Annotated in this window: 19 protein-coding genes, 1 tRNA gene and 2 pseudogenes; 9 read left to right on the top strand and 13 right to left on the bottom strand. The window is 66.4% G+C overall.

The features are described 5' to 3' along the window. The first annotated feature begins 86 nt into the window (after window positions 1–86). The 4 genes and pseudogenes from IPM60_14575 to IPM60_14560 all read left to right on the top strand — a co-directional run bounded on the left by IPM60_14575 (window position 87) and on the right by IPM60_14560 (window position 5,265). Window positions 87–836, top strand: a complete 750-nt coding sequence (locus IPM60_14575) for a VPLPA-CTERM sorting domain-containing protein (protein MBK8909065.1) — start codon at window positions 87–89, stop codon at window positions 834–836. A 214-nt stretch (window positions 837–1,050) separates the two neighbouring features. After that, window positions 1,051–3,894 carry an excinuclease ABC subunit UvrA gene (gene uvrA / locus IPM60_14570; GenBank protein ID MBK8909064.1) on the top strand — a complete coding sequence of 948 codons (2,844 nt, stop codon included), beginning with the start codon at window positions 1,051–1,053 and terminating at the stop codon, window positions 3,892–3,894. A 58-nt stretch (window positions 3,895–3,952) separates the two neighbouring features. Further along, window positions 3,953–5,118, top strand: a pseudogene (locus IPM60_14565) (aminotransferase). Between the two features lie 70 nt (window positions 5,119–5,188). Continuing rightward, a tRNA-His gene (locus IPM60_14560) sits at window positions 5,189–5,265 on the top strand. Between the two features lie 266 nt (window positions 5,266–5,531). Here IPM60_14560 and IPM60_14555 read toward each other — a convergent pair. Next, window positions 5,532–5,876 (bottom strand): CHRD domain-containing protein, encoded by a 345-nt coding sequence (locus IPM60_14555; GenBank protein ID MBK8909063.1) that lies wholly within the window; start codon window positions 5,874–5,876, stop codon window positions 5,532–5,534. Window positions 5,877–6,176: 300 nt separating this feature from the next. On the opposite strand from IPM60_14555, the gene IPM60_14550 reads away from it, so the two are divergent. Beyond that, window positions 6,177–7,244, top strand: a complete 1,068-nt coding sequence (locus IPM60_14550) for an endonuclease/exonuclease/phosphatase family protein (protein ID MBK8909062.1) — start codon at window positions 6,177–6,179, stop codon at window positions 7,242–7,244. A 94-nt stretch (window positions 7,245–7,338) separates the two neighbouring features. Here the strand turns inward: IPM60_14550 and IPM60_14545 are convergent, their stop codons facing one another. Together IPM60_14545 and IPM60_14540 are read right to left on the bottom strand one after the other, a co-directional pair. Next, window positions 7,339–7,965 (bottom strand): DUF2459 domain-containing protein, encoded by a 627-nt coding sequence (locus tag IPM60_14545; GenBank protein ID MBK8909061.1) that lies wholly within the window; start codon window positions 7,963–7,965, stop codon window positions 7,339–7,341. 207 nt (window positions 7,966–8,172) lie between these two features. Further along, complete coding sequence (locus IPM60_14540) at window positions 8,173–9,069, bottom strand: hypothetical protein (protein MBK8909060.1); 897 nt, start codon at window positions 9,067–9,069, stop codon at window positions 8,173–8,175. A gap of 199 nt (window positions 9,070–9,268) precedes the next feature. Here IPM60_14540 and IPM60_14535 point away from each other — a divergent pair, with 199 nt between their 5' ends. Beyond that, a complete protein-coding gene (locus tag IPM60_14535) occupies window positions 9,269–9,583 on the top strand; it encodes a DUF3047 domain-containing protein (GenBank protein MBK8909059.1) in 315 nt (104 codons plus the stop codon). Window positions 9,584–9,864: 281 nt separating this feature from the next. Here the strand turns inward: IPM60_14535 and IPM60_14530 are convergent, their stop codons facing one another. Further along, window positions 9,865–10,431 carry an OsmC family protein gene (locus IPM60_14530; protein MBK8909058.1) on the bottom strand — a complete coding sequence of 189 codons (567 nt, stop codon included), beginning with the start codon at window positions 10,429–10,431 and terminating at the stop codon, window positions 9,865–9,867. 83 nt (window positions 10,432–10,514) lie between these two features. Further along, window positions 10,515–11,426 (bottom strand): hypothetical protein, encoded by a 912-nt coding sequence (locus IPM60_14525; GenBank protein MBK8909057.1) that lies wholly within the window; start codon window positions 11,424–11,426, stop codon window positions 10,515–10,517. A 205-nt stretch (window positions 11,427–11,631) separates the two neighbouring features. On the opposite strand from IPM60_14525, the gene IPM60_14520 reads away from it, so the two are divergent. From IPM60_14520 to IPM60_14510, 3 genes are read left to right on the top strand one after another with little or no spacing between them, the layout of a single operon-like run. After that, window positions 11,632–15,255 (top strand): AAA family ATPase, encoded by a 3,624-nt coding sequence (locus IPM60_14520; protein MBK8909056.1) that lies wholly within the window; start codon window positions 11,632–11,634, stop codon window positions 15,253–15,255. A gap of 1 nt (window position 15,256) precedes the next feature. Beyond that, window positions 15,257–15,550: a DUF4242 domain-containing protein gene (locus tag IPM60_14515; GenBank protein ID MBK8909055.1), complete on the top strand. Its 294-nt coding sequence runs from the start codon at window positions 15,257–15,259 to the stop codon at window positions 15,548–15,550. A gap of 3 nt (window positions 15,551–15,553) precedes the next feature. Next, window positions 15,554–15,826 carry a DUF4242 domain-containing protein gene (locus IPM60_14510; GenBank protein ID MBK8909054.1) on the top strand — a complete coding sequence of 91 codons (273 nt, stop codon included), beginning with the start codon at window positions 15,554–15,556 and terminating at the stop codon, window positions 15,824–15,826. Window positions 15,827–15,847: 21 nt separating this feature from the next. Here the strand turns inward: IPM60_14510 and ureG are convergent, their stop codons facing one another. From ureG to urtE, 8 genes and pseudogenes are all read right to left on the bottom strand, one after another. Beyond that, a complete protein-coding gene (gene ureG / locus IPM60_14505; GenBank protein MBK8909053.1) occupies window positions 15,848–16,471 on the bottom strand; it encodes an urease accessory protein UreG in 624 nt (207 codons plus the stop codon). Then, complete coding sequence (locus tag IPM60_14500; protein ID MBK8909052.1) at window positions 16,468–17,178, bottom strand: urease accessory protein UreF; 711 nt, start codon at window positions 17,176–17,178, stop codon at window positions 16,468–16,470. Before IPM60_14500 ends, ureG begins: the two co-directional genes overlap by 4 nt. Next, window positions 17,168–17,599 (bottom strand): annotated as a pseudogene (locus tag IPM60_14495) (urease accessory protein UreE). Before IPM60_14495 ends, IPM60_14500 begins: the two are co-directional and overlap by 11 nt. Window positions 17,600–17,628: 29 nt before the next feature. Next, a complete protein-coding gene (ureC, locus tag IPM60_14490; protein ID MBK8909051.1) occupies window positions 17,629–19,338 on the bottom strand; it encodes an urease subunit alpha in 1,710 nt (569 codons plus the stop codon). Then, complete coding sequence (locus IPM60_14485) at window positions 19,338–19,652, bottom strand: urease subunit beta (GenBank protein MBK8909050.1); 315 nt, start codon at window positions 19,650–19,652, stop codon at window positions 19,338–19,340. Before IPM60_14485 ends, ureC begins: the two co-directional genes overlap by 1 nt. Window positions 19,653–19,665: 13 nt before the next feature. Beyond that, the gene (locus IPM60_14480; protein ID MBK8909049.1) at window positions 19,666–19,968 is read right to left on the bottom strand and encodes an urease subunit gamma; all 303 of its coding nucleotides are present in this window, start codon (window positions 19,966–19,968) and stop codon (window positions 19,666–19,668) included. Continuing rightward, the gene (locus IPM60_14475; GenBank protein ID MBK8909048.1) at window positions 19,952–20,851 is read right to left on the bottom strand and encodes an urease accessory protein UreD; all 900 of its coding nucleotides are present in this window, start codon (window positions 20,849–20,851) and stop codon (window positions 19,952–19,954) included. The genes IPM60_14480 and IPM60_14475 overlap by 17 nt, the downstream gene beginning before the upstream one ends. After that, complete coding sequence (gene urtE / locus IPM60_14470; GenBank protein ID MBK8909047.1) at window positions 20,826–21,521, bottom strand: urea ABC transporter ATP-binding subunit UrtE; 696 nt, start codon at window positions 21,519–21,521, stop codon at window positions 20,826–20,828. Before urtE ends, IPM60_14475 begins: the two co-directional genes overlap by 26 nt. Between the last annotated feature and the right edge of the window lie 12 nt (window positions 21,522–21,533).

Raw genomic sequence — 21,533 nt, 5'->3', positions numbered from 1 at the left:
AATCCAGCCTTATTTTGGAAAGGCTTGGTCGAAACCTATCAGCGATTACCAATGCTGGTTGACAGGGGCTGAGAGGATGACGCGTCATGGTGCGACGACATACCGCGGTAGGCGTTTTTGCGTTGGCCGGCCTGTTCGTATCCGCCGTTGACACTGCGAACGCCGCAACGCAATGGAGTTGGGGATTCGACAATCCGAACTCATTCTGTTGCTCAGGCCGACAGGTCGGCACCCTGGTCACCGACGGAACGCTCGAACAGGCGAAAACAGGTCCGTTGCCTACAAGGTTTGCCATTACGGACTTCAGCGTCAACACCCCGGGCGGCTTGCTGAACGGAGACAAGTTCATTGTCCCGTCAGGTGCGGGCTTCACGTGGAACGGCTCAGAGGCGACGAAATTCGACAAAGGGGCCAGCCTGGCTTTTTCGATTGGGAATTCGGCCATCCCCTTCGACGGGAACAGCGTAATCGCTTTCGATACTGTGGAACGCCTTCCCGATAATGCCACAGGCGAACCAACGTCTCTCCCTGCGTTCTCCGTATTGTTCGGGAGCATTGGCGGCAGCCCGGTCGGTGCCGTAGATGTGCAGGATGCGTTCAGCGCCACCGGTGGGAAGCTCGATTTGGCGCCCGTCTTGGCTTTGGACTCGGGCCCGTCGACGCCGCCAGGCGCCACTCCACCGCCGACTGCCGGCCTGCCCGACCCGCCGGGCACCCCCGGTTTGGATCCCGGCAGCGGACCGGGGCCGGTGGCGCCTATTCCGGTTCCGGCTGCGCTGCCTTTGTTCGCCTCGGCTTTGCTCGGTCTCGGCATCGTCCGCCGCCGACGGAAATAGCGGGCCCGAGTCAGTTGGTTGATTTCGAGACGGCTCCCCGGTCAAGAGGGGCCGTCTCCTATTTCGCCACCACCACGCCCCAGACAGCTGATTGATCTTCGGCTGTGGTGACAGTTCGCAGTGCGCGCCGCTGGAATACGTGCATTCGGTTGTCGGGGATGCGCCGGCAGGACTATATGATGGCGAGAGATCTCGCGAGCCCGCCGGAGCTGTCATGGACACCATCGTCGTTCGCGGCGCCCGCGAGCACAACCTGAAGAACGTCGACGTGGAGATCCCGCGGGACCGCCTCACCGTCATCACCGGCCTGTCCGGCTCCGGCAAGTCGTCGCTGGCGTTCGACACCATCTACGCCGAAGGGCAGCGCCGCTACGTCGAATCGCTGTCGGCCTACGCGCGGCAATTCCTGGAGCTGATGCAGAAGCCGGACGTCGACTCCATCGAGGGCCTGTCGCCGGCGATCTCCATCGAGCAGAAGACCACGTCGCGCAATCCGCGCTCCACGGTCGGCACGGTCACCGAGATCTACGACTACATGCGCCTCCTGTGGGCGCGGGTCGGCGTTCCGCATTCGCCGGCGACCGGCCTCCCCATCGAGAGCCAGACCGTCAGCCAGATGGTCGACCGGGTCATCGCCATGCCCGAAGGGACGCGATTGTTGCTTCTTGCGCCGATCGTCCGCGGCCGCAAGGGCGAGTATCGGAAGGAGTTGCAGGACCTACTGAAGCGCGGCTTCCAGCGGGTCAAGGTGGACGGCGACATTCACCCCATCGACGCAGTGCCGGCGCTCGACAAGAAGCGCAAGCACGACATCGAGGTGGTGGTGGACCGCATCGTCGTCCGCGACGCATTGGCCCCGCGCCTCGCGGAGGGCTTCGAGACGGCGCTTGGGCTCGCCGACGGCCTGGCCTTCGTCGAAGACGTGGAGAGCGGCGAGCGCATCGCCTTTTCCGCCAAATTCGCCTGCCCAGTGTCCGGCTTTACCATCGACGAGATCGAACCGCGGCTGTTCTCGTTCAACAATCCGTTCGGCGCTTGCCCGGCCTGCGACGGCCTCGGCACCGAGATGTTCTTCGATCCCGAGTTGGTGGTGCCGGACGACCGCCTGTCGTTGGCCGACGGCGCCATAGCTCCGTGGGCCAACTCCACCTCCCAGTACTACCGCCAGACCCTGACCAGCCTGTCGGCGCACTACGCCTTCGACCTGCGCATGCCCTACCGGGAGCTTCCCGAAGACATTCGCCGGATCGTGCTGTTCGGCTCCGGCGATCCGGTGACCATCAGCTACAACGACGGCATCCGCTCCTACGAGATCCGCAAGCCGTTCGAGGGGGTGATCCCCAACATGGAGCGCCGCTGGAAGGAGACCGACTCGGCGTGGATCCGCGACGAGCTTGGCCGCTACCAGACGGTCAGCACCTGCGAAACCTGCGCCGGAAAGCGCCTGAAGCCTGAGGCGCTGGCGGTGAAGATCGCCGGCCTCGACATCAGCGCCGTCACCGACCTGCCGATCGACACCGCGGCCCGGTGGTTCCACGAGGCCGAAGCCAGCCTCACGGAGCAGCGCCGGGAGATCGCGCGGCGCATCCTCCGCGAGATCAACGAACGCCTTGGGTTTCTTGGCAACGTCGGGCTCGAGTATCTTACCCTGGCGCGGGCGTCGGGCACGCTGTCCGGCGGTGAAAGCCAGCGCATCCGCCTCGCGTCGCAGATCGGCTCGGGGCTGACCGGGGTGCTTTATGTTCTCGACGAACCGTCCATCGGCCTTCACCAGCGCGACAACGGGCGTCTGCTCGAGGCGCTGAAGCGGCTCCGCGACCTCGGCAACACCGTCATCGTGGTCGAGCACGACGAGGAAGCGATCAGCGCCGCCGATCATGTCATCGACATGGGCCCCGGCGCCGGCATCCACGGCGGCGAAGTGGTGTCGTGCGGAACGCCGGGGGCCATCATGGCCGACCCCCACAGCCTGACCGGGCTATATCTCACCGGCAAACGCGCCATTCCCCTGCCGGCGCAGCGGCGGCGTCTCCTTAAGGATCGCGCCCTGGCCGTCATTGGCGCCCGCGCCAACAACCTGCAGGACGTCAGCGTTTCGATCCCCCTCGGCACGTTCACCGCCGTCACCGGCGTCTCCGGCAGCGGAAAATCGAGCCTGGTGATCAACACCCTCTATCCGGCCCTGGCCCGCCGACTGCACGGCGCCCGCGTGCATCCGGGGCCGCACGAGCGCATCGACGGCATCGAGCGAATCGACAAGGTGATCGATATCGACCAGTCGCCGATCGGCCGCACCCCGCGCTCCAACCCGGCCACGTACACCGGTGCGTTCACGCCGATCCGCGACTGGTTCAGCGCGCTGCCGGAGGCCAAGGTCCGCGGCTACAAGCCGGGGCGCTTCTCGTTCAACGTCAAGGGCGGGCGCTGCGAGGCCTGTCAGGGCGACGGCGTCATCAAGATCGAAATGCATTTCCTGCCGGACGTCTACGTCCAATGCAGCGAATGCCACGGCCGACGCTACAACAGGGAAACGCTGGAAATCTCATTCCGCAACAAGTCGATCGCCGACGTCCTCGACATGACGGTGGAGGAGGGGCGGAACTTCTTCAAGGCGGTGCCGGCGATCCGCGACAAGCTTGCCACCCTAGAGCGGGTCGGCCTCGGCTACATTCACCTCGGCCAACAGGCGACGACGCTTTCCGGCGGCGAAGCGCAGCGGGTCAAGCTCGCCAAGGAATTGTCGAAGCGCGCTACCGGCCGCACCCTCTATATCCTGGACGAGCCGACCACGGGGCTGCATTTCGACGACGTCCGCAAGCTGTTGGAGGTGCTGCACGCGCTGGTCGATACCGGCAACACGGTCGTCGTCATCGAGCACAATCTCGAAGTCATCAAGACCGCCGACTGGGTCGTCGACCTCGGACCCGAGGGAGGCTCCGGTGGCGGCCACATCGTCGCCGCAGGCACCCCGGAGGAGGTTGCCGCCGTCGCCGCCAGCCACACCGGCCGCTACCTGCGCCCGCACCTTACATCCGTCGGCGAACGGCGCCGCGCGTGAGGCGCGACGGACCGTCGTATGTTTTCTGACCCTTGGCATCTGATCCCTGGCGTGCGGCATGACGACCGGTAACAGCATCCTCGGTGAGTACGGGACGACGGTGTTCACGCTGATGAGCGCGCGCTCGCGGCGGAGCATGGCGCCATCAATCTGGGGCAGGGTTTCCCGGATACGGAAGGGCCGGAGGACATCCGCCGGATCGCGGCAGAGGCGCTGATGGCCGGGCCAAACCAGTATCCGCCGATGTTCGGGACGCCGGACCTGCGCCAGGCGGTGGCCGAAGCCAATCGCCGCTTCTACGGCATCGACGTGGATTGGCGGACGGAGGTGATCGTGACCTCCGGCGCAACCGAGGCTCTCGCCGATTGCTTCCTGGGACTGATCGAGCCGGGCGACGAGGTGGTGCTGATAGAGCCCCTCTACGACAGCTACCTGCCGATGGTCCGCCGCGCCGGCGGAATCCCGAAGCTGGTGCGCATGGAGCCGCCCGACTGGCGCCTGCCGCGACAGGCGCTGGAAGCGGCCGTCTCCGCGCGGACCCGGGTCGTCGTCCTCAATTCGCCTCACAACCCGTCTGGCAAGGTGTTCGACGAGGACGAGCGGCGCTTTCTGGCGCTGCTCATCGAGACTCACGGTGTCGTTGCGGTGTGCGACGAGGTCTATGAACATCTGGTGTTCGACGGCCGCCGCCACGTGCCGCTGATGGCGGAGGACGGCATGCGCGAGCGCACGCTTCGCATCGGTTCCGCCGGCAAGACCTTTTCCGCCACCGGTTGGAAGGTTGGCTACGTCACCGCAGCCCCGGCGCTGCTCGCCGCCGTCGCCAAGGCCCACCAGTTCGTGACCTTCACCACGCCGCCCAACCTGCAGACGGCGGCGGCGTACGGCTTGCGTCAGGCCGACGGATATTTCACCGCGCTGGCCGCCGACATGCAGGTCAAGCGCGACCGCCTGGCAGCGGGACTGGCCGCCGCCGGCTTTGCCGTGCTGCCTTCGGCCGGCACCTATTTTCTCACCGTCGATATCCGATCGGTCGGGTTCGAGGGGTCCGACGAGGAGTTCTGCCGACACATCACCACGGAAGCCGGAGTCACCGCCGTGCCAATGAGCGCGTTCTACCGGGACGCGGCGATCAACACCTTCGTCCGCTTCTGCTTCTGCAAGCAGGACTCGCTGCTCGACGAAGCCTGCGCCCGCCTCCGCCGCCACTTCAAAGGCGCATGAAGGGGCGGGGATCGCCACTTCGGCGGCGCTTGACGGGACAGGGGGGCGGGTCTATGTCACAAGGCCGGTGGCGGGAGTAGCTCAGTTGGTTAGAGCACCTGGTTGTGGTCCAGGGGGTCGTGGGTTCAAGTCCCATCTCTCGCCCCAGACTTCCATTGAATCTGCGAAGATCAACGTCTCAAACCGGGCTCTCGGGTAACACCTCTGGTACACCGGCCTTAGACGCTCAGCGCTTGCTGGAGCCATTCCTGCTCCGAGCGTTGGCTCCACGCCAATCTCCCGCTGAGATCCGGAAGCACAGGATCAGACCGGCGTCGCCGTTGTCCTCCCTGGCCCGTCCTGGCCCGTGACTGCCGTGGATCTCGCGCCGGCCGCGCCATTTGACCGGTCGTCGAACAAAGGGGACTTTCAAGTCAGCTTTGGGTGCCGGTGTAGTTGAACGGCGAAGTGTCGAAAAGGTGGACGATCGCGCCGTTGACGCCGACCGGTGCGTTGTGCAGGTGGCCGCCGGTGCCCGCCACCGGCGCGATCGGCGTCGAAAGCCCCGAGTATGCCACCGCGTACTGTAGAACGAAGTTGTTCGCCCCGAAATCGCCGGTCAACAGGGCGCTCGCAGTTCCGAGCGCCGAAGTCGCGACCGGAGGCACTTCCTGGTCGCCTCTGAGGCTGGCCGCGAAAGGGACGCTCGCGGCGTCCGCCGCAGAAGCGCCGACCAACATCAATCCGATCGCCAAGGTGATCCCGCGTAGCAACGTCATGCCCTACCCTCCTCGAAGAGGCGAGGACGTATTGATTTTGCGAACCATTAGCACAGCGGAACGACTTGTTCAAACGATGTAAGGCATCCCGGTCTCCGCCCTGGTTTCGGCCGCCGTAGCGCGACGCGGCGGTAGGGCATGGGGAATGATTCTGCTGACGCTGAAAAATCGCTTGATGCGGGAATACGAGCTGATCTACTGGCCTCACGCGCAGAATCGCCGGCTCTGCCGTTGCTCTACTGATGTGAAAACAGGACGTTGTAGCTCGGCTCCTGGATCGCCGTCGGCAGAGAGGCTGCAATGGTTTGGATGGTACGCTGGCTTCTGGTCGCGCTTGGCGTAGCGGCGATCGCGGTCACCGTCTTGGCGCTGGTCCCGAGCAACGAGCGCTGGATCAGAATTTGGGATTTTCCGCGAGTTCAGATAGGGGCCTGCCTCACGGGTGTGCTGCTTCTGGTTCCGTTCATTGCGTTCCCGCGGCGACGCCTGAAGCGCGCCTTCGCGGCCCTGCTCGCGGCGGCGCTCGCTTGGCAAGTCTTCAACATCTGGAACTACACGCCGCTCGCGGCTCCCCAGGCAGAAGCCGCAGCGGATTGTCCCGCCAACTCGCGAATCGACATCCTGATTGCAAACGTCCTCGTCGACAACCGGGAGTCGGCCCCTCTCCTTGCGCTGGTCGATGACGTCGATCCCGACCTCATCCTGCTCGTCGAGACGGACTCGTGGTGGGATACCCAGATGAAGCCGCTGGGCGACGCCTATCCGCATGCCATCCTGCATCCCCGGGAAAACAGCTACGGCATGCACCTCTTCTCTCGCTTTGAGTTGATCGATCCGCTGGTGCGCTATCTGATCGAAGAGAGCGTGCCGTCGATAAAGACCGGCTTGCTGCTCCCCTCCGGCGCACGCATCAACCTCTACGGCCTCCATCCGAAGCCCCCGCCCTTGTCGGATACCGAGGAGCGCGATGCGGAGTTGCTCGTCGTCGGCAAGGAGGTCAGTGACGAGACCGTACCCTCGATTGTCGCCGGCGATTTGAACGACGTGGCGTGGTCACAGACCAACAGCCTTTTTCAGGAAATCAGCGGCCTCTTGGATCCACGCATCGGCCGCGGTCTCTACCCAACGTTCGTCGCCATGTCGCCGCTACTGCGCTGGCCACTCGACCATGTCTTCTTCGAGGAATCGTTCGTCCTGCTCGAACTCGCCGTGCTCGACGACATCCAATCCGACCATTTTCCGCTCTTCGTAGCCCTTTGCCATGACCCGGGCGCTGCCGCCACGCAGCGGAAGCCAAAGGCCGGGCCGGCCGACCGCAAGGCCGCGGAAGAGGCAATCGAGGAAGGCCGCGAGGCCGCGAGCGACTGAGCGCGTCGTCGACGACCCCTCCGGGCGGTGTCGGAAGAACCCGTCTCGAGCGGGCGAGCAATCGCCGTCCTTACCGCGACGTTTGGGCGCATCGTCAATCGCGCTCTGCCAGGGGGTGAACCCGTTTCAGCAGATCGTCGGCGGTTTGAACACCGTCGAAATCGACCGCTACGCCGGCTGCCGCCAGTGCGCGCGCCGTCCAGGTGTTGCAGTTGTTGAAGAGGTGAAACTTGCCCGTCGCTGGGTAGAACCGGCTGAAACTGTACAAGCCGGGCGCATTGGGTTTAGCCCGTTCGTCGCCGGCGCGATCGAAACTGGCAGCGATGTGAGCGATGAGCCGCCGCAGCCCGCTGTCCGGCAGCGACACGGCGAGCACGGAGGCGGTAGGGAATACCTTCGCCGGATGATCGGAAAGCCCGCTCAGATGAATGACCGCAGGCCCGGGCAAGGCAGCACGCAGCGCGAGGCCGAAACTCGGGCGCGGCGACGGGTAGTATTCGGCATCGCCCCAGCCGAATTCGAGATAAACCGCATTCGGGAAGTCCGCCGCTTCGGGAATTGCGGCGAAAGGCACATCGGATCGTGCAATGACGATGCCACTATGCCAGCCGTTGCTGGTGACAAAGATCAGCCGGTCGCCGGAACTGCCAGTAGCCGCCGGTGCCCACAACACGGAGGCGAGGAAGCCAAGAACTACGGAAACAGCGTGCTTAGGCCACACCACGCTTTCTCCCTAACTGAACGTGAACAGTGTCGGGCGAGTTCTGCGGCGGAGGTCACTGGTTGCGTTGGCCACTTTAGATCGTCGAGAACGAGCGGGTCGACGGCCATGTCCGGCAGCGGGTGGTCGTCCCCGTTGGGCGGATGGACGCGCTTGCCGCCATGGGTGCGCTCGACCAGACAGGTTGGGCGCCCGTAGAGTCCGGCATCATCTTCGATTGCGGTCGGGGAGAAACTGGGCGCGGAAGTAGGCGATGTTCACGATCAAGCCCGGCAGCAGCCATTGGAACAGCCGTGCCATGTCGCGGATTTCTTCCAATGGCGCGTCCGCTGCCGCCGCGCCGCGAAGGGCGTCCGCCGTCAAGCCCCCTGGATTGGGCAGCGTTGCCGCCACCTGTTCGACACAGCGATCGTGGATTGCCTGGCACAGCGTCTCGTGCGCCGGCGTGCCTGCGGCTTCGCGGAGATCGCTCCAGGCCGTCGCCCAGTAGCTCGGCCAGCGGGCCAGCGCCCGGTAATCGGTGTTGACGAACGGCAGATTGAGAACCCGCTTCACGTCCTCATAGACGTCGCGCGTCGCTTGGTCGGCGTGATGCGCCTCCATCAGAACGAACGGGACCGCTAGGTTTGGCGCGTGACGGCCGGCAAAGGGCGGCGCTGCTTCACCTGCCCGGGCCATGTCACCGGCCTCAAGGAGGTATCGCGTGAGCGTGGCCAGCACCACGTATGGCTGGTTGCCGTGGCTGAACACCTCGATCATCTGGCGGATGCCGTCAATCTCGCGGGGCGCGTAGCCGATCCCGCTCAGTCGATCGCCGATTGGCGGCGGGTTCAACGCCAACACCTCTTTCTCGACGAAGTCCCGGTTGGCGAGACACGCGTCAACGAACTGCTGACTGGCGCAAAGATTGCCAACCCCCTGCCACCACGTTTCGAAGAAGGACGGGTAGTGGGCGTATGCCATGGTGATCACTCCCATCCATGGCACCTGGAGGACCTGCTTGACCTCCTCGTACCACATCTTCCGTCGGCCTTGGGCGAGGTACTCGGGCAACGGATGGATGGCCGGAATCGGTTCCGGCCTTAGCCGCGGCAGGATCGTCATGATGTGTCTCCAACGTTGACGGAAGCGGTGCCGACAGATCACCGAATTCCATAATTGGAGCAGCATCGTCCGTTGTCGATGCCGGCCATTGCTTTGTCCAATCGGCAGGCCCGATCCGGCTCAAACACTGCGCCCGCTTCTGCGTCCTTGGCGGCGCGTCCTGCAGTCCTCACAGCGGACAACAGGGAACCTGAAGGAGATGACAACGGGCTGGACGGTGCGCGCGGGGATGATTGCAACGATGCTGGCGCTGGCGCTGGCGCTGACGATGCCGGCCGGCGCCAGTTGGCCCAATCCGTTTGCATCGCAGGCACACATGGTCGCGCTGCGCTCCGGCGCGCCGGCCGCTCCGGGGCAGTGGGTCACCGAACGGCGCAACATCCGCGAGGATTTCCGCCGCTTTCACGGCCAGGACGTCGAGCGAATCGACGCCGTCGCGGTCATGAGCGATTGCGACAACCGCAATGCCAGCGCCGAAGCCTGGTATGGGCGAATCCGCTTTCTCTCGGATTGAAGGTCCAGAAAACAGACTCGGAATGAAGGTCCATCGCGGCTGGGTGCGCGGGTGAGCCTCTCTCGATTTCGGCCTGATGCTGTCCAAGGACGATCCCGAACTGGTACCAGTGGTCCGCGACCCTCGTGGGAGTGATGCGGAAAGGGGCGGTGGGTCCGCCCCTTTCCGGTCCGTGACGCTAGTGCAGCGGTGCATTCAAAAGAACGCACCGCTGCTGCACGTAACTTCTTGAATCTCCTGAACTTGACCCATTCGACCGATTCGTTGAATGGGTCTGTGCACTAGCCCACGACTAGGTCGGCATCGATGCGCACCGGACGCGCAATATTGAAGTAGTTTGGCGAGGTCTTCATCACGGTTTCATGGATCTCGCGGAACTGTTCTGGCGTGCCGTCGCCCTTGATGCGGACGGTGTAGTGGATGCTCTCGTAGCCGGGCTTCACCGTCTCATCGATACCGAGGAAGCCGCGAAGGTCGAGGTGTCCATCCGTCTCGATCTCGACGCTGTCGAGGCGGATGCCGTGAACGGCGGCTCCGGCCACGTAGCCGACCATGACGCAGGCGTTGAGGGCCGCCATCAGCATCTCCTGCGGGTTCGGGGCCGTGTTGGTCCCGAGCAGTTCCAGAGGCTCGTCGACGGTCATGGTGAAGCGCCGCGGCACCCGCTCTCCCCCGATGGTGCAGGATTCAACGGTCGCTTCGCTGACCGTCTGGCCTTTCCACGCGGACGTTACGCGGAACTCGACAATGCCCTTGCTCGGATCGCGCTCGACCTCCTGAATGATGCCGGCCAGCGCCTCGACGTCGATACCGTTCACCCGCGACACTTTCGTGGTCGGATCCGTCATATCTTTGGTCATGTCTTTGGTCATCGTTTGCATGGTCATCGTTCCTTCTCCCGGGTCTGGTGTGGTGGATATCTGCGCGGTCGTCAGCAGAACGCCGGGGCGATCTGCTCGATCCGGCTCCGCACCTCCGGACCGATGTCTTCGAGGCTCGCCAGGAACTTGGAGTGGGTCATCGCCGAGCCGATGTAGGTCCAGCGATTGGCCTGATGCTGCACCTCGAGAAAGCTCTCCCGCTCCTCAGCCGACAGCGTGCGGCCGGTTGCGCGGGCGAAGGCGTCCATGTCGAGCGTCACCTGCTGCCGCAGGCCTTCGTCCAGGAACATGCCAATTTCCAGGTACTCGTTCACCGCATCGGCGACTTCGCGCGGCCGGCATGTTTCCACCAGCGCCTCGACCATCAAGGTGTCGAGCTTTGCATGCTGCGCTTCTTCCATCCAGTGGTGACGCAACAAGCTCTTAAACTGCGGGTCGAGATCCTGGTTATCGCGGACGCTTTCCAAGTAGTGGCGCTGGGTCATCCACTCGATGTGCAGGATGGTCAGAGCCACTGCCAGCGGATGGTGCGAAAGCACGGCGTGGGCGATCTCCTGGGGCGGGCCGATAACGTCGCACCGCGTGCCGAAACCAGCTTCGAAGTCCATCCGGAATTGTTTGAAGAGGTGGATATGCTTGGCTTCCTCGGCGGCGAACGCCAGGAAGGCGCGCGTGCGCACATCGTCGCCGTGCAGGCGCGGCCGAGCGTGATCGAGCACGAACGGCAGGATGAATTCCTCGACCAGCCCGAAGATCGTCAGATACGCATTGCCGCGAATCTGGTTGAGGGTTCGCTGCTCTTCCGGCGAGAGGAACGTCAGCGGCTGCACCCGCGCGAGGGATTCCGGCAGGAAGGGCTTGCCGAAGTCGAGGTGCTTGCCCTCACCGATGATATCTTCGATGCGCCAACTGGCGCGATGGGATGCCGCAAGGGCCGATTCGTAAGTGTAATCGTGGTACATTGTCTAAGTCCTCGTGTCCGAAGCGTGTTGACCTGATGGTTTCTGTGATACCGGGGCGGCGTGTGAAAACGCGTGGTAACCGGCGTGGAATCTCGTGCCGGCAGCGTGTAAAATCGGCCGAAACAAAAAGAATTCAGTGAAAGCAGCGGCCGGCGGCGTCACCTTGGTCGAACGGCGCGTGCCTTCGTAGGGAGGTGGAAGCGTCTTGGAGCGCAAGCTTGCAGCGGTGCTGTGCGCCGACGCGGTCGGCTACAGCCGATTGACCGATGCCGACGAGGTGGGCACCCACAGACTCTTGCGCGCCCGCTTGCAGGACCTGATGGCCACCATCGAGCGATTTGGCGGTCGCATCGTCCATACAGCCGGCGACGCCGTGCTCGCAGAGTTCGCCAGCGTCGTTGCCGCCACTGAGGCCGCCGTCGACGCGCAGCGTCGGCTCGGCGAAACGAACAGCGGGCTCTCAGCAGAACACCGACTCGACTTTCGGATCGGGCTCAATCTCGGTGACGTTATGGTCGACGGCGTGGAGATCTACGGCACCGGCGTCAACGTCGCTGCGCGACTGGAAACGCTTGCCGATCCCGGCGGCATCTGCGTCTCGCAGTCCGTTCTCGATCTGGTTGGCGGCCAACTTCCGCTCTCGTTCGAGGACATGGGCGAGCAGAAGGTCAAGAACATCGCAAAGCCGGTACGGGCGTTTCGCATTTGCCTGGAGGAACGGCGACGGGCGCCGCTTGTCCTGAAACTGCTTGGGGAGTTGGAGGTGAGCCACGAAGGTCGGCGCATCGAGCTGCCGCACTCCCGAAAGACGCGGGCACTCCTCGCGTACCTCGTGGTTACCGGCAAAAGCCATCGGCGCGAGCGCCTCATCTCCCTGCTTTGGGACATTCCTGACGATCCCAAGGGCGCACTGCGCTGGAGCCTCAGTAAGCTGCGCAAGGTCGTCGACGGCTCGGCAGCCACCCGTATTATCGCCGACAGGGAGAGCGTGTCTTTCGCAGCCGTCGACGCGGATATTGACGTCCTTGAGATCCGGCAGCGCCTGGCGGTACCGCCCGAAACGTTTTCGACAGGGGAATTGACCGAACTGGCGGCTGCATTTCGCGGCGAGTTTCTGGAGGGTCTCGAGCTTCCGGAGTGCAACGACTTCCAGGCATGGCTCGTGGCGCAGCGCGAGGAAATGCGCCGTCACCACGCGGAGGTGCTCACGACACTCGCCGCTCGCTTGCGCACCGAGCCGGATCGGGCCCTGCCTTACGCGCGAAGCCTGGTGCAAATCGATCCCTACGACGAGGCCACCCACGTCCGCCTGATCAACCTGCTCGCCGAGGCGGGACGCGACCGGGAAGGCAAGGAGGCGTACCGGGCGGGGCGTCGGCTGCTTGCCGAAGCAGGAGCGCCGTCGGCAGCCCTCGAGCGCGCGCAGGCTGTGTTCGACCGCGGCGGCCATCCGCCGCATGTCGAGACGGTCATTGAAGCGGAAGCAGTCCCGCAGGAAGGCACGATCGATAAGACGTCCGGGGTCGAAACCACTGATACGCAGCCAGCGCTTACGGGAAGGTCCGAGGAATGCGCGCGCCTCATAGCCGCCGTGGAAGCGGTGTCCGCGCAACACCGGCAGCGCATCGTGCTGCTGACCGGCGAGCCCGGCGTCGGCAAGAGCCGCCTCCTTTTTGAGCTCAAGGCGCTGATTCGGCGCGGCGGCGGTACGATCCTCGACGGCTGCGCGTACGAGGCCGAGAGCGGCCAGCCGTTCGGGCCGTGGATCGACGCGTTGCGGCGGGTATCCGCCTCGTCAATCGGTCGGGAGCTCGGCGCCAGTCTGGCGCCGCTGCTGCCGGAATTCTCGCGCGGCGCCGAGGCGGAGGTTTCCCGCACCCGCCTGTTCGGAGCCGTCGTCGAACTGATTGCTGCCCGCGCCCACAGCGCGCCACCCGTGCTCATCGTCATCGACGACCTGCACTGGTGCGACGAGGCCACGGCGTCGCTGATCCATTACGTGGCGCGGATGAGCCGGCATCGCCCCGTGCTGATCGCGCTGGCGGCCAGGGATAGCGAGCTTCCGGACAATCAGCCCGTGCAGGGTCTCGTCCGCGGCCTCCGCCACGATGTCGGGCTCGAGGAAATCGGCTTGGCGCGGTTGAGCCGAGAGGACACGGTGGCGCTCGCTCGCCAGCTCCGCGGCGACATCGATCCCGAACGCGTCTTCGAGGCAAGCGGCGGAAACCCGTTGTTCACGATCGAGTTGGCCCGTACGCCGTCGAGCCGCGCCGAGGATCTTCCGTCGTCTTTGACCACGCTCGTCAGCGACCGGGTCTCCCGTTTGCCGCCGCTTGCCGTGGAGGTGCTGCGCTGGGCTTCCGTGCTCGGCCAATCTTGTCGCGTCGACATGCTCGCAAATCTCGCCTCGCTCGACGGTAGCGAGTTCATGTCCGCGCTGGAAACGCTCGAGAGATACGCCTTGCTCGCGGCCGATCGCTCCGGCCGATCCGGTGTTCCCGTGTACGAATTCACACATGCGATGGTGCGTCGCGTGATCTACGGCGACATCTCGGAGCCTCGCCGGCGCTTGATGCACCACCGGGCGGCGGAGGCGCTCGAACAACTCAAGGCATCCGACGAAGCCGTCGTCACGGCGATCGCTTTTCACGCGTCGTTGGCGGGCGAACCGAGCATGGCGGCGCGCGCGTGCCTGGCCGCGGGCCGGAGGTGCGTCCGGTTCTTCGCCAGCGGCGAGGCCGAGGCCTTCGCGAGACGAGGCCTGCGTCATGCCGAACAACTGAGCGATCCGGAGCGCGTTCGATTGCAGATCGAACTGCACGAGGTGAGCATCGCAGCGCGGCGTCCCGGAGATGTCGAGGAGGTCGCCCGGTTGCTGGAAGGACTGGCCGAACACGCGCTCGACTGCGGTGCGGTCGAGCACGCACGCCGCGGATTCAACCTGGTTGGATTCCTGCGTTGGGAGTCCGGTGACTGGAACGCCGCCGAGCGGTTGAACACGCGCGCGGAGCAGCTTGGCAAGGTGGCCGACGAGATAGAGCGCGTGGTCGCAAATGCCGACGTGGCCCACTGTCTGACGTTGCTGGAGCGCGATCTCGGCCGCGCCGAGGCGCTGCTCCTGGAAGCGCGGGCCATGTCGGAGAGGACGGGAACGGAGCCCTACACCATTCCCGACGGCATGGGTCTGCTGAGACTCTACCAGGGTAGGTCCAAGGAGGCCGGCGAGGCGTTCGACCGCGCCCGCACGCTGGCGCGCCGCGACGGTGATCGACTCGGCGAATTCCAGGCGCTCGAACATCGGATCATGCTGGAGGTGCTGAACGGCCGATACGCGGAGGCCGAGCCCCTGTGCGACGCGCTGGTAGTGATCGGGAACAAGCTCCGTGAGGGCAGCGAGATACCGGTAGCTCGAGTCCTTTCGTGCCTCTGCGCCTACAGCCGCGATTCCGAGACCGTGCATGCGGACCTCGAAACAGCGCTGCAGGGCCTGCGCGTCGCTGACGCCAAGCACCGCCTCGCCTTCGCCCTCACTCGCGCCGCCGAAATCGATCTTCAGGGCGGGCGCTCCGATATGGCCCGGCGGCGCGCCGAGGAAGCTCTCGTCGCGGCGACTACGGTCGGCCGGCGCAGCGAAATCGTTTTCGCCCGCGTCGCCCTCGCCCGCGTCGCCGCCGCGCTCGAGGATGCAGCGGCGCTCGAAGCTCATCTTGCGGCCCTCAACGAGATTGCGGGGTCGGGGACTCCGGCGCACGCTGTCGGAGCTGCGGAGCGGGCAGCCAGTGAACTCGCAGGCGGCATACCAGATGTCGCCGCCTTAGTGGGAGAATGACATGGTGTACGTCGTCGCGGAGCAGGATCTCGATCCGCCAATCTCTGCGGAAGAATGGCGGACTCTCAGGCGCGATTCGGGCTGGTGCCGTGATCTCTACGGCGTGCGCCACCTTGACAGCTACCTGTCGGGGGACGGCCGCCGGCTGCTCTGCGTATGGGACGCACCCGACGCCGAAGCGGTCCGTCAGTTTTATCGGACCATGGCGCTCCCGACCCGGGTCGTGTGGACTGCGGAGGCCCACGGTCCGCAGGAACCGCTCGCAGTTCCGCCCCCGGATGAGAAGGGGCGGTAGTCAATGGCCGTGATCCTCGTCGAACGCTCCTTCGAGGAACCCGTGTGCTTTGAAGAGCTGCAGGCTCGCGAAGACCAAGCGTCGGGATGCCTGGAAGCCTACGGCGTGACGTTCATTCGCACGTTCCTCTCAACAGATGCCCGGCGCATGGTCTGCCTCTACGACGCTCCCGACGCCGAGGCGGTGCGCAGCGCCGAGCGCGAGGCCGGCATGCCGTTCGACCGCGTGTGGTCGGCCGAGCACCTGACCGCCCCACCGGACGATGCGAACTCCTGAAGCCTCCTCGAGCGCTGCTCTTCATCCGGGCGGAAGGACGTCCTCCAGGCCGCCGGCCGCGATCACGAACGCTGCCACCCGATCGAGACCGTCGCCGGCCCGCAGGTTGGTGAACACGAAGGGCCGGTCGCCGCGCATCCGCCGGGCGTCGCGGTCCATGACGTCGAGCGAGGCGCCGACGTGCGGCGCGAGGTCGGTCTTGTTGATCACAAGCAGGTCCGAGCGCGTGATGCCCGGCCCGCCCTTGCGTGGGATTTTGTCGCCGGCCGCGACGTCGATGACGTAGACGGTGATGTCGGCGAGCTCCGGCGAGAAGGTAGCGGCGAGATTGTCGCCGCCGGATTCGATGAATACGATCTCCAGATCGGGAAATCGGGCTGTCATCTCGTCGACCGCGGCGAGGTTGATCGAGGCGTCCTCGCGGATCGCCGTGTGCGGACAGCCGCCGGTCTCCACCCCGAGGATGCGGTCCGCGGCCAGCGCGCCGGAGCGGGTCAGGAACTCGGCGTCCTCGCGGGTGTAGATGTCGTTGGTGACGGCGGCGATGCGATAGCGGTCGCGCAGCCGCTTGCAGAGGGCGTCGACCAGGGCCGTCTTGCCGGACCCGACCGGCCCGCCGATGCCGACGCGCAGCGGGGATGTCATGAGCGGAACAACCTCGTGTACTGGGTTTCGTGACGGATCGAGGTCCAGTCGACCATGAAGGTGGCGGTGCCGAGCTCGGCGAGGTCGGCGCCAAGCGCAGCGTCGCCGGCCTCCAGCACTGCCGCTTCCAGCCCCGCCAGAACCGCGAGCCCGTCGCTCTGGCCGAGCGGCACCAGGCGCACGCCGGCGGAAACCAGGCCGGCGGCGAACGCGTGCAGGTACGCGGCGACCGCGGCCGGACGCGGAACGGCGGCGAGCGCCGCGGCGACGCCGACCGCGACCGGGTAGCTCGGGGCGCGTTCCGACGTTCGCAGCCGGGCCGCCCATGCATCCAGTCGCGGGTGCGGCCAGCCGCCCCGCACCGCCGCCAGGAACGCTCGTCCCTGGGCGAGGGTCTCCACCGCCGTCTCGGCAGTGCCGCGATGCACCTTGGCGATCTCGCTCACCCGCGCCAGCGCGTCGGCGTCGTCCGCCGCCGTCGCCGACCACGCGGCGGCCAGCACCGCCCCGTCGATGCGGGCGGTGCCGTGGGCCAGGATGGCCGCGATCCAGCGGCCGAGGGTGTCGCGGTCGCGGACGAGACCGATCTCGACCGCATGCTCTATGCCGTGGGAATAGCTGTAGCCGCCGACGGGGAACCCCGGCGACAGCCAGGTCAGCAGCCGGTAGAGGGCCGGACCCGGGAGCGCCGCATCGTCAGTGGTCATGGCGGCGTCCGTTTCCGGCGTAGGCGCCGGGTTCGGGGGTGAACGGCGCGAGCCCTCGGGTGACGCCGGCGCCGAGGTGCTCCAGCATCGCCACCAGCACGGGGTCGTCGAGGATCCGCAGCGTGCCGTCGGCCAGCACCTGCAGGGGCGTGTGCCGGTTACCGATGTGCCAGGCGAGGCGGGCGGCGGCGGCGGCGGTTGCGGCGCGCACCTCGCACACCGCCTCGGCAGCGGCGCACACCCGGATGAAACCGCCGCCCTCGACGGCGAGGCCGTCGCCGTCGGCCATCCGCGTCGCGTGGTCGAGATCAAGCAGGAACGGCCGGCCGGCGTCGTCGGTCATCCGCAGGCGGCGGCGGTGGCGCTGATCAAAGGCGAGCGTCACCTCGCCGACCGCGGTCTCGGCCGGCCAACCCCCGGCGGCAACGACGGCGATGACGCGGCGCACGGTCAGAACAGGAAGTAGCGTTGGGCCATGGCGAGCTCCTTCGCCGGCTCGCAGGTGAGCAGTTCGCCGTCGGCGCGCACCTGGTAGGTCTCGGGATCGACCTCCATGGTCGGCGTCCAGCCGTTGTGGACCATGTCCCGCTTGCCGATCTTCCGGGTGCCTTCGACGGCGACCAACGGTTTGGCGAGGCCGAGGGCGCGGTCGATGCCGGAATCCAGCGCCGCCTTGGATACGAAGGTGACCGCGCTCATCGTCAGCGACCTGCCGAAGGCGGCGAACATCGGCCGGTAGTGCACCGGCTGCGGCGTCGGGATCGAGGCGTTGGGGTCGCCCATCGCCGCCGTCGCGATCGTCCCGCACTTCAGCACCAAGTCCGGCTTGACCCCGAAAAACATCGGCTTCCACAAAACCAGATCGGCGAGCTTGCCGACCTCCACCGAGCCGACCGCGCCGGCGATGCCGTGGGCCAGCGCAGGGTTGATGGTGTACTTGGCGACGTAGCGCCTGATCCTGAGGTTGTCGTTGCCTGGCGTCTCGCCGGCGAGCGGCCCGCGTTGCTTCTTCATCTTGTCGGCGGTCTGCCAGGTGCGGATGATGACCTCGCCGACCCGGCCCATCGCCTGGCTGTCGGACGCGATCATGCTGAAGGCGCCCAGGTCGTGCAGGATGTCTTCGGCGGCGATGGTCTCGCGCCGGATGCGGCTCTCGGCGAAGGCGACGTCCTCGGGAATCCGCGCATCGAGGTGATGGCAGACCATCAGCATGTCGAGGTGCTCGTCTAGGGTGTTGACCGTGTAGGGGCGGGTAGGGTTGGTCGACGACGGCAGCACGTTAATCTCGCCGCAGAGCTTGATGATGTCCGGCGCGTGGCCGCCGCCGGCGCCCTCGGTGTGGAAGGCGTGGATGGTGCGGCCCCGGAACGCGGCGATGGTGTCCTCGACGAAGCCGGACTCGTTCAGGGTGTCGGTGTGGATGGCGACCTGGACGTCGGTGCGGTCCGCGACTGCGAGGCAGGTGTCGATCGCGGAGGGCGTCGTTCCCCAGTCCTCGTGCAGCTTGAGGCCGCAGGCGCCGGCGGCTACCTGTTCGACCAACGCGCCGGGGCGCGAGGCGTTGCCCTTGCCGAAGAACCCGAGATTAACCGGCAGACCCTCGGCCGCCTGCAGCATGCGGCCGATGTGCCAGGGGCCGGGAGTGCAGGTGGTGGCGTTGGTGCCGTCGGCCGGTCCGGTGCCGCCGCCCAGCATGGTGGTGATCCCCGAACAGAGGGCTTCCTCCACCAGCTGCGGACAGATCCAGTGGATGTGGGCGTCGATGCCGCCGGCGGTGAGGATCCTTCCTTCGCCGGCGATCGCCTCGGTGCCCGGGCCGACGACGATGTCGACGCCCGGCTGGATGTCCGGGTTGCCGGCCTTGCCGATGGCGGCGATACGGCCGTCCCGGATCCCGACGTCGGCCTTGACGATGCCCCAGTGGTCGACGATCAGCGCGTTGGTGATGACGGTGTCGACGGCGCCGCCGGCGCGACCGACCTGGGACTGGCCCATGCCGTCGCGGATCACCTTGCCGCCGCCGAACTTGACCTCCTCGCCGTAGACGGTGCGATCCGCCTCGACCTCGAGGATCAGGTCGGTGTCGGCGAGCCGCACCCGGTCGCCGGTGGTCGGTCCGAACATCTGCGCGTAGGCCGCGCGGTCGATGGTGTAGGCCATCACTCGTCCTCCAGGGCGCCGCCGATCCGGGCGTTGAAGCCGTGCACCACCCGCAAGCCGGCATAGGCGACCAGCGCGACCTCGCGGCGCTGCCCCGGCTCGAAGCGGACCGCGGTGCCGGCGGGGATGTCGAGCCGGAACCCTCGCGCCTTGGCGCGATCGAACGCGAGCGCCGCGTTGGTTTCGAAGAAATGGTAGTGGGAGCCGACCTGGATCGGCCGGTCGCCGGTGTTGGCGACGGTCAGGGTAACGGTTTCGCGGCCGGCGTTGAGGGTGATCGTTCCCGCTGCCGGCAGGATATCTCCGGGTATCATGGCGCCCCTCGGATCAGCGGACCGGGTTGTGGACGGTGACCAGCTTGGTCCCGTCGGGAAAGGTGGCCTCGACCTGGATCTCGTGGATCATCTCGGCGATCCCGTCCATCACCTGGTCGCGACCGACGACGGTGGCGCCGTCGCGCATCAGCTCGGCGACCGAGCGGCCGTCGCGGGCGCCCTCGACGACGAAATCGCTGATTATCGCCACCGTTTCCGGATAATTGAGCTTCACCCCGCGAGCGAGGCGCCTGCGCGCCACTTCGGCGGCCATCGCGACCAGCAATTTGTCCTTTTCCCTAGGCGAAAGATGCACTGTGCTGCCTCCCTGGCATTCTACACCCACCAGATACGGGGAGCGCCGCGCTCAGTCCCCCGACGTGGTTGCGGAAGGCTGCCCAAACGCCGCCATAGCCCTTGCGCAGGCTGGCGCCGTCGCGCCCCAGCCAACGGACCACCAGCACGCCGTTGACCACGGTGGCCGCCGCTCTCACCTCCTCGCACTCGTGCGCGCGGATCAGGTCGCGGACCTCGTCGAGCCGCGCGCGGCCGTCGTCCCCGGCATAGAGCATTGTCGCGGTCGCCGCAAACCCGTCGAAGCAGGCGGGAGAGGCCAGCGGCGTGGCGAGATCGCCGGCCATGTGCAGGGCATCCATCCACACCGGTTGGCCGCCGCGGCGCACCTCCCAGGCGTCGCGAACCAGGCCGCGGCGCACCATCTCGCCGCTGGCGGTCCGCCCGAACACCAGCATTTCGCCGGCCAGCACCCGGCCGGTCGGCGCGACGTCGAGCACGGTCCTCCGCCGCAGGCGGGCGCCCTCGAACAGGATCGTTTCCTGGGGCAGCCACTCGAACCAGCCGCCGGCAGCCACCGTCAGCCGCACCTCGATGCGGCAATCGGCACCGAGCGACCGGTACACCTTCTCCGCCGCCTGCGCGGTGACCAGCACCCGGGCGCCCTGGTCGGCGACGACGTCGAGATCGAGGCGGTCGCCCCCGACCAGGCCGCCGCTGATCGTGACGACCACCGCCGTCGGCACACCGTCGTCCGGCCGCGGAAACAGCACCCTGAGCGGCGCCCGCTGATAGAGATCGGCGAGGCGGGTGCCGCCGTCGTCGCCAGACGTAAACCTAAGCGCGGCGACGCCGTGAACCTCGGCGGCCGCCGCGACTTCAGACCGCGATGCGGCCACGCACATCGGCCCCTTCCATGTCCGCGCCGCGCCCGGCGGCGACGATCTCGCCCCGGTCCATCACTGCGTAAGTGTCGGCCAACCGCTGCGCGAATTCGAAATACTGCTCGACCAGCAGTATCGCCATGTCGCCGCGCTCGACCAGCCGGCCGATGACGTGCTCGATATCCTTGATGATCGAAGGCTGGATGCCTTCGGTCGGCTCGTCGAGAACGAGCAGCCGCGGCCGGGTGACCAGCGCCCGGGCGATCGCCAACTGCTGCTGCTGGCCGCCGGAGAGATCGCCGCCGCGCCGCCCGAGCATGTCGCGCAGCACCGGAAACAGATCGAAAATTTCATCCGGGACGTGGCGGAGGCTCCTCGGCACCGCTGCGAACCCGGTGCGGAGGTTCTCCTCGACGGTCAAGAGCGGAAAGATCTCGCGCCCCTGCGGCACGTAGGCAATGCCGCGCCGGGCGCGCTCGTGCGGCGGAGTGCGCGTGATGTCGTCGTCCTCCCAAACGATGCGGCCCGCAGCAATCGGAGTGTGACCGACGATGGCGCGGAGCAGCGAGGTCTTGCCGACGCCGTTGCGCCCGAGCACGCAGGTCACCTTGCCCTTGAAGGCTCCGAGGCTGACGCGCCTGAGCGCCTGGCTGGTGCCGTAGAAGAGGTCGATGGCGTCGACGGTGAGCATGGCGAATCAGCG

The sequence above is a fragment of the Rhodospirillales bacterium genome, from assembly GCA_016710335.1.
Lineage (GTDB): Bacteria > Pseudomonadota > Alphaproteobacteria > Rhodospirillales > Defluviicoccaceae > JADJXQ01.
This window is presented reverse-complemented; position numbering and strand designations above follow the sequence as displayed.